The organism is Vibrio halioticoli NBRC 102217 (genome assembly GCF_000496695.1).
Lineage (GTDB): Bacteria > Pseudomonadota > Gammaproteobacteria > Enterobacterales > Vibrionaceae > Vibrio > Vibrio halioticoli.
Map to the genome: position 1 here is coordinate 1 of NZ_BAUJ01000093.1, position 7,018 is coordinate 7,018.

The 7,018-nt window shown below is 43.2% G+C and carries 6 protein-coding genes; all 6 read left to right on the top strand.

The genetic code is table 11. The features are described from left to right. The first annotated feature begins 94 nt into the window (after positions 1–94). The 6 genes from VHA01S_RS17540 to VHA01S_RS17570 all read left to right on the top strand — a co-directional run bounded on the left by VHA01S_RS17540 (position 95) and on the right by VHA01S_RS17570 (position 6,874). Positions 95–460, top strand: coding sequence for a hypothetical protein (locus tag VHA01S_RS17540; RefSeq protein ID WP_039971404.1), 366 nt, complete (start codon positions 95–97; stop codon positions 458–460). Between the two features lie 85 nt (positions 461–545). Next, positions 546–779: a YecH family metal-binding protein gene (locus VHA01S_RS17545; RefSeq protein ID WP_023405684.1), complete on the top strand. Its 234-nt coding sequence runs from the start codon at positions 546–548 to the stop codon at positions 777–779. A 596-nt stretch (positions 780–1,375) separates the two neighbouring features. After that, positions 1,376–3,103 (top strand): dipeptide ABC transporter ATP-binding protein, encoded by a 1,728-nt coding sequence (locus VHA01S_RS17555; RefSeq protein ID WP_023405685.1) that lies wholly within the window; start codon positions 1,376–1,378, stop codon positions 3,101–3,103. A gap of 122 nt (positions 3,104–3,225) precedes the next feature. Further along, complete coding sequence (locus VHA01S_RS17560; RefSeq protein ID WP_023405686.1) at positions 3,226–4,779, top strand: ABC transporter substrate-binding protein; 1,554 nt, start codon at positions 3,226–3,228, stop codon at positions 4,777–4,779. A 176-nt stretch (positions 4,780–4,955) separates the two neighbouring features. Continuing rightward, positions 4,956–5,933 carry an ABC transporter permease gene (locus tag VHA01S_RS17565; RefSeq protein WP_023405687.1) on the top strand — a complete coding sequence of 326 codons (978 nt, stop codon included), beginning with the start codon at positions 4,956–4,958 and terminating at the stop codon, positions 5,931–5,933. 2 nt (positions 5,934–5,935) lie between these two features. Next, complete coding sequence (locus VHA01S_RS17570; RefSeq protein ID WP_023405688.1) at positions 5,936–6,874, top strand: ABC transporter permease; 939 nt, start codon at positions 5,936–5,938, stop codon at positions 6,872–6,874. Positions 6,875–7,018 lie beyond the last annotated feature (144 nt).

Below are 7,018 nucleotides of genomic sequence, written 5' to 3' on the forward strand. Positions count from 1 at the left end.
GAATGATCAGTTATTTAGTACGATTGGTATAATACACAAGAAGAACCATTTGATGGGATCTTTACAGGAATGGACTTTTTGCGGAGGTAAGGATATGTCCGATATTGATCAAGTTGTAACGCGAACAAGGCGTTTAGAGGGCATATTGCGTACTCGTTTTCGCGCTCGTGGTCGTGGGTTGCATCAGTTGATTTCAGATAGTGAAGAACGTTTACCTCGTGAGATTATTGGCAAGCTGCGTTATATCGCGACCATTCGCAATAAAATCGTGCATGAAGAGGGTTTTAAACTCAACGATAAAAAACAATTCGTACAAGCGTGTAATGTGTGTGAGAAAGAATTAACCCCTCGAAGTGGGCGCTTTATTTGGGGTTTTGCTGTTGCATTGGTGATTTTATTAACTGCTGCTGCTGGCCTTTTCTATTATGTAAATTGGGCTGAGTTTAGCGTGCATTTTTAAATGCTCAGATTGCATTTGATTTATGACATAGCCTTTATGCAAAAGCACTGTTAGAGTGCTGAGGTTCAAAATTTAGGAGTCTTTCATGTCGGTACATGCACACAAAATATTAAACCAACTTCGCCAGCAACCAATGTCAAAAGCAGAATTGAAGGACTGGGTTACTGCCGAGTTTGGTGAAAATGCTCAATTCAGAACTTGCAGCCAAGAAGGTTTCGACTTTGAATCTATTTTGGAATTTTTCCAATTAAGAGAAAAAGTAATATTTGCTAACGATAAATTTAGTATTAACGAGCCAAATGTTTGCTCTCACCACTAAATTGCCATCTTATTTGACGCATTGTAAGGCTCCTTTTTAAGGAGCCTTTTTTGTTTACAATTGTGTATCATTTTTACTATTTTTGAACTGTGAAAAATATCGCCAATATGCATATTGTTGGTGTTTAATCTTGTTTTGCATGTGATCTGCATGGTGTTGTGGGTGGTTTTTGAGCTATTTATTGGTTGTTTTTACTGTTGCGGGTATTGGTGTTTTTGAGCATAAAAATTCGCTATTAGATTTCGTATCTTGTTCTTTTAATTAGTTATTTTATAAATAACCCTAATGATTTGCTAGGGTTGTTCTTTTCTCTTTCTTCGTGCGCATTCAGTTATTTGACTTTTTATTCATGCTATCAATATTTGTATGCACTGATATGTCTTTTATTTAGGGATAAAGCCAACTTTTATCCTTTAAATGTTGCTTTTCTGTGTCTTTTTTGCCAAATTGTGCGTCGAACACAATATTTATCATTGTATTCTGAACGAAGACGCCACTGAAAAGGCGCCGATCGAATATCAAATCGATCACGTTCATTTCGAATGGATTCAATTTGCAGACAAGGCAGAAAACTGTCCAGCAGTAGAGGTCTGGTAATGTCATTATTAGAAGTAAAAAATCTTCGCATTGAGTACCCGTCAAGGCACGGTGTTCACGCAGCAGTCAAATCACTTTCTTTCAATATAGAGCGTGGCGAAATCGTCGGCGTAGTGGGTGAGTCGGGAGCAGGTAAGTCCACTGTGGGTAATGGTGTCATTGATCTATTGAGCCCTCCTGGTGTTATCGCTAATGGTGAAGTCTTTTTAGATGGAGAGAAAATATCGGGTTTATCTCCTGAGCAAATGCGCAAAGTGCGCGGCTCAAAAATAGGATTTATCTTTCAAGATCCTATGACATCTCTCAACCCTTTGTTTACCGTAGAACAGCAACTTAAAGAAACCATTCATGCCAATATGAAGGTGTCAGAAGCTGAGGCGTATAAGCGCTCTTTAGAGTTGATGAACAAGGTGGGTATCCCGCAACCAGAAAACCGCTTAAAACAATATCCTCACCAGTTCTCTGGTGGTATGCGTCAACGTGTCGTTATTGCGATTGCTTTGGCCGGTGAACCAGACCTGATTATTGCGGATGAACCGACAACGGCTTTGGATGTCTCTATCCAAGACCAAATTTTAACCCTGATACGTGATTTATGTATTCAGCAAAACGTGGGCTGTATGTTGGTTACTCACGATATGGGAGTGGTATCAAACGTCACTGATCGTGTGGCGGTGATGTACCGAGGTGATTTGGTCGAATTTGGGCCAACAGAAAAAGTATTAGGTAATCCAGATCACCCCTATACGCGAAGCTTAATTTCAGCGGTTCCGCGCTCCGATATTAAATTAGATCGCTTTCCACTAGTGAGTTATATCGAAGAAGCGGCAGAGCATCAGCCACTGGATGTAAAAAATCATTGGTTAGGTCAAAGCCAAGATCAGCGAGACTACACAGGACCGTTACTGAATGTAGAAAACGTTGACCTTCGCTTTATCACTAAAGATTCACTATTTGAAAGTCGCCGAGAGTACGTACAAGCATCCAATAATGTCAGCTTTGAAGTATTTGAAGGTGAGACTTTTGGATTGGTGGGGGAATCCGGCTCAGGTAAATCCACTATTGCACGTGTGATCGCGGGTTTATATGCCCCAGATGCGGGTAAAGTGACTTTTGAAGGTATTGATTTAACCGCTTTGAAGAGTGAAAAAGAACGCCGCCCAATGCGTCGTCAAATGCAGATGGTGTTCCAAAACCCTTATACCTCGATGAACCCTCGTATGAAAATCTTCGACATCATCGCCGAACCTATCCGCTTCCACAAATTAACCGCTAATGAGACTGAAACCCGTCAGATCGTCAACGATCTACTTGATCATGTGGGTTTAGGGCGTATGGCTGCCGTTAAGTACCCACATGAGTTCTCTGGTGGTCAGCGTCAGCGTATTTCTATCGCCCGAGCTTTAGCGACACGTCCACGTCTATTGATTTGTGATGAGCCAACTTCGGCGTTAGATGTTTCAGTGCAGGCGCAAATCTTGAACCTGCTAAAAGACTTACAGGATGAACTGAATTTAACCATGCTGTTTATCAGCCATGATTTACCGGTTATTCGCCAAATGTGCGATCGCATCGGGGTTATGCAAAGAGGTGAGTTACTGGAAGTTGCACCGACAGAGCAGCTGTTTAAGTCGCCACAGCATGAATATAGCCAACACCTAATTTCGTTAATGCCTGAGTTTAAAGGGATGCGCGAAGATAACAGTGCAACAACAGAATTAGCTTAAAAATTCTGCACAGAAAACGTTCTAATTAATAAGCTCACTGAGCAAAATACAAGCAACAAATAAGCAAACACAACATATAGCAAACATAACAGGGATTCCATCCCGCATGAAGGAGATATGCAATGAAAACCATTAAGACCAAACTGGCTGTAGCACTTGCAGTCGCTGGCCTTGCATTTGGCGCTGCCGCTGCTGATATCAAAGTTGCCTACGATGCTGATCCAGTATCTCTAGATCCACAAGAGCAACTGTCTGGTGGCACACTACAACTTTCTCATATGATTTTTGATCCATTGGTTCGCTATAAACAAGACCTATCATTTGAGCCTCGCTTGGCAACCAAGTGGGAGCGTATCAATGAGACCACTATGCGCTTTACTTTACGTCAGGGTGTTAAATTCCACTCTGGTAATACGTTGAGTGCTGATGATGTGGTTTGGACTTTTGACCGTTTACAAGATTCGCCAGACTTTAAGGCTATCTTTGCCCCGTTTGACAAAATCGTAAAAGTTGACGATTACACATTTGATCTTGTTTCCAAAGGCGCTTTCCCTCTAGTACTGCAAACAGCAGCTTACATTTTCCCTATGGATAGCAAGTTCTACTCAGGTAAAACAACAGACGGTAAAGATAAGTCTGAGATCGTGAAGCACGGTAACTCTTTTGCTTCTACCAATGTATCAGGTACTGGACCTTTCATCGTTACCTCTCGTGAGCAAGGCGTAAAAGTTGAATTTAAACGCTTTGATGGTTACTGGGATACAGAGTCAAAAGGCAACGTAGATAACCTAACGCTAGTGCCAATCAAAGAAGACGCAACGCGTGTAGCAGCACTTCTTTCTGGTGGCGTAGACATGATTGCCCCTGTTTCACCGAATGACCACCAACGTGTTGAGTCAGCAAAAGGTGTTGAACTAGTAACTCTGCCGGGTACTCGTCTGATTTCATTCCAGATGAACCAAGAAAGCAATCCAGCGCTGAAAGACGTGCGTGTTCGTCAAGCTATCGTGTATGCCATCAATAACGACGGTATCGCGAAGAAAATCATGAAAGGCTTTGCGACCACAGCAGGTCAGCAAGGCCCTGAAGGTTATGCGGGTTACGATGCAGAGCTTAAGCCTCGCTACGATCTGAAGAAAGCGAAAGCACTAATGAAAGAAGCGGGCTACGAAGACGGCTTCTCTCTTTCTATGATTGCGCCAAACAACCGTTACGTGAACGATGCAAAAATCGCTCAAGCGGCGGCAGCAATGCTGGCTAAGATTGGCATTCGTGTTGATCTGAAAACTATGCCTAAAGCGCAATACTGGCCTGAGTTTGATAAATGTGCTGCAGACATGCTGATGATTGGTTGGCACGCGGATACTGAAGATTCAGCGAACTTCTCTGAATTCCTAACCATGACTCGTAACAAAGAGACAGGTAAAGGTCAGTACAACTGTGGTCACTACTCTAACCCTGAAGTCGATAAGCTAGTTGAAGCGGCAAACGTAGAAACGGACCCTGCGAAGCGCTCGCAAATGCTACAGAAAGTTGAGAAGACTTTATACGATGACGCAGCATACGTTCCTCTACATTGGCAAAACCTAGCGTGGGGCGCAAAGTCTAACGTTGAGATTAAACCAATCGTGAATGCAATGAACTTCCCTTACTTTGGCGACCTAGTTGTTAAATAAGAAATTGCACAACGAAAAAGGCACGCACTTTTAATCACGTACGTGCCTTGTTGCTAATTAAGTAACGCTTTTAAAAGCGCAGTAATGCGGTTTTCGGTGCCTGATCTTGTTTCAGTCGGATCAGGTACCATTTTTAAGACTGAAAACTTGTTCGATTGGAAAAAAGGGGCAAAGGAATGTTTTCGTTTCTAGTCAAGCGCCTATATCAGGCACTGGTAGTGATGTTTGTGATCAGTTTGGTGGTGTTTGCTATCCAAGATAACCTTGGTGATCCCTTACGTGAGTTAGTTGGTCAGTCCGTTTCAGAGTCGGAGCGTCAAGCATTACGTGATGATCTGGGTTTGAATGACCCGTTTGTGACTAAATACACCCGCTTTATCACCGCCGCAGTGCAAGGTGATTTAGGGACTTCATATTTCTTCAAGCGCCCAGCCGTGGACGTTATTTTAGATAAATTGATTGCGACGCTAGAACTGGTGTTCGGCGCGACGTTAATCATCATCGTATTGTCGATCCCACTTGGCGTTTATTCGGCAATAAATCCCAAAAGTTTGTTTACCAAGTTTGTCATGGCGATGAGCTCGGTGGGTATTTCGATACCCGTATTCCTGACCGCAATCATGTTGATGTATATCTTCTCTATCACCTTGGGGTGGCTACCGTCTTATGGGCGGGGGGAGACAGCCAATGTTCTTGGCTGGGAGTCAGGCTTCTTTACCAAAGATGGTCTGCAGCATTTGATTCTGCCGTGTGTGTCTTTGGCCTCTATCATGCTGCCTCTGTTTATTCGTCTTGTACGCTCAGAAATGCTAGAGGTGTTAAGCTCGGAATACATCAAGTTTGGTAAGGCGAAAGGTCTGCCACTTAAGAAAATTCATTACCAACACGCTTTAAAAAATACCCTGTTACCTGTACTGACGGTCGGTGGTGTACAGATTGGTACTATGGTGGCGTATACCATCCTAACTGAGACGGTATTCCAGTGGCCAGGTACTGGCTTCTTATTCTTAGAAGCCATCAACCGCGTAGATACTCCATTGATTACCGCTTACGTTATTTTTGTAGGGCTTATCTTTGTTGTAACCAATACCATAGTGGATTTGCTGTACGGATTAATTAACCCAACCGTCAACATTACAGGTAAAGGAGCATAATCATGGACCAGACAGCACAAGCTCCCACTCGTTGGCAGCGTTTTAAAAACTCAGATATTGTTTACTATTTCGTGCGCGATAAAGTCGCCATGTTCTCGGCGTTTGTTTTTGCCTGCTTTTTAGTTGCCGCTATTGCCGCACCGCTAATTTCACCGACTGACCCTTATGATTTAACGTCCATCGATATTATGGATTCAGAATTACCGCCATCTTGGATGGACGGTGGTGAAGAACACTTCATATTGGGCACCGATGAGCAGGGACGTGATATTTTCTCGACCATTTTATATGGCTCAAGACTGTCCCTCACCATTGGCTTTTTGGCGGTTGGTCTGCAGCTGATCTTAGGCATAGTAATTGGTTTGTCTGCGGGCTATTTTGGTGGTCGTATCGACAGCTTCCTAATGCGCTTTGCCGATGTGCAGTTGTCGTTTTCGACTATGATGGTGGCAATTATTGTCTCCGCCATCTTCAAAGCCAGTTTTGGTAGTGCGTTTTACAGTGAGTATGCGGTGATCATGCTGGTGGTGATTATTGGTGTGGCGGAATGGCCTCAATATGCTCGTACTATTCGCGCCTCAGTATTAGCAGAGAAGAAGAAAGAGTATGTCGAAGCGGCTCGCGTGATGGGCTTTAAAGCTCCACGCATCATGTTCCGCCATATTCTTCCGAACTGTTTGTCACCGATTTTGGTTATCTCAACGGTACAGATTGCCAACGCCATTATGTCAGAAGCGGCGCTGTCCTTCTTAGGTTTGGGGCTTCCTGTTGACCAACCATCATTAGGGGCACTGATCAGCACCGGCTTTAACTACATTTTCTCAGGCGCTTGGTGGATTACCGCCTTCCCAGGTATTGTACTAGTGACCTTAGTGTTGGTGATTAACCTGCTTGGTGACTGGCTACGTGATGTATTTAACCCGAAATTGTACAAAGGTTAATACCTAACTTAAATCCCAGTTTGATTTAAAAAGAAGCGCTCAATGCTATGTATTGAGCGTTTCTTTTTTCAGCCAATTCTCGATCTGTGTAACAGAGCATTAGATATACCAATCGTACTAAATAACTGCTCATTCTAGCTTGTT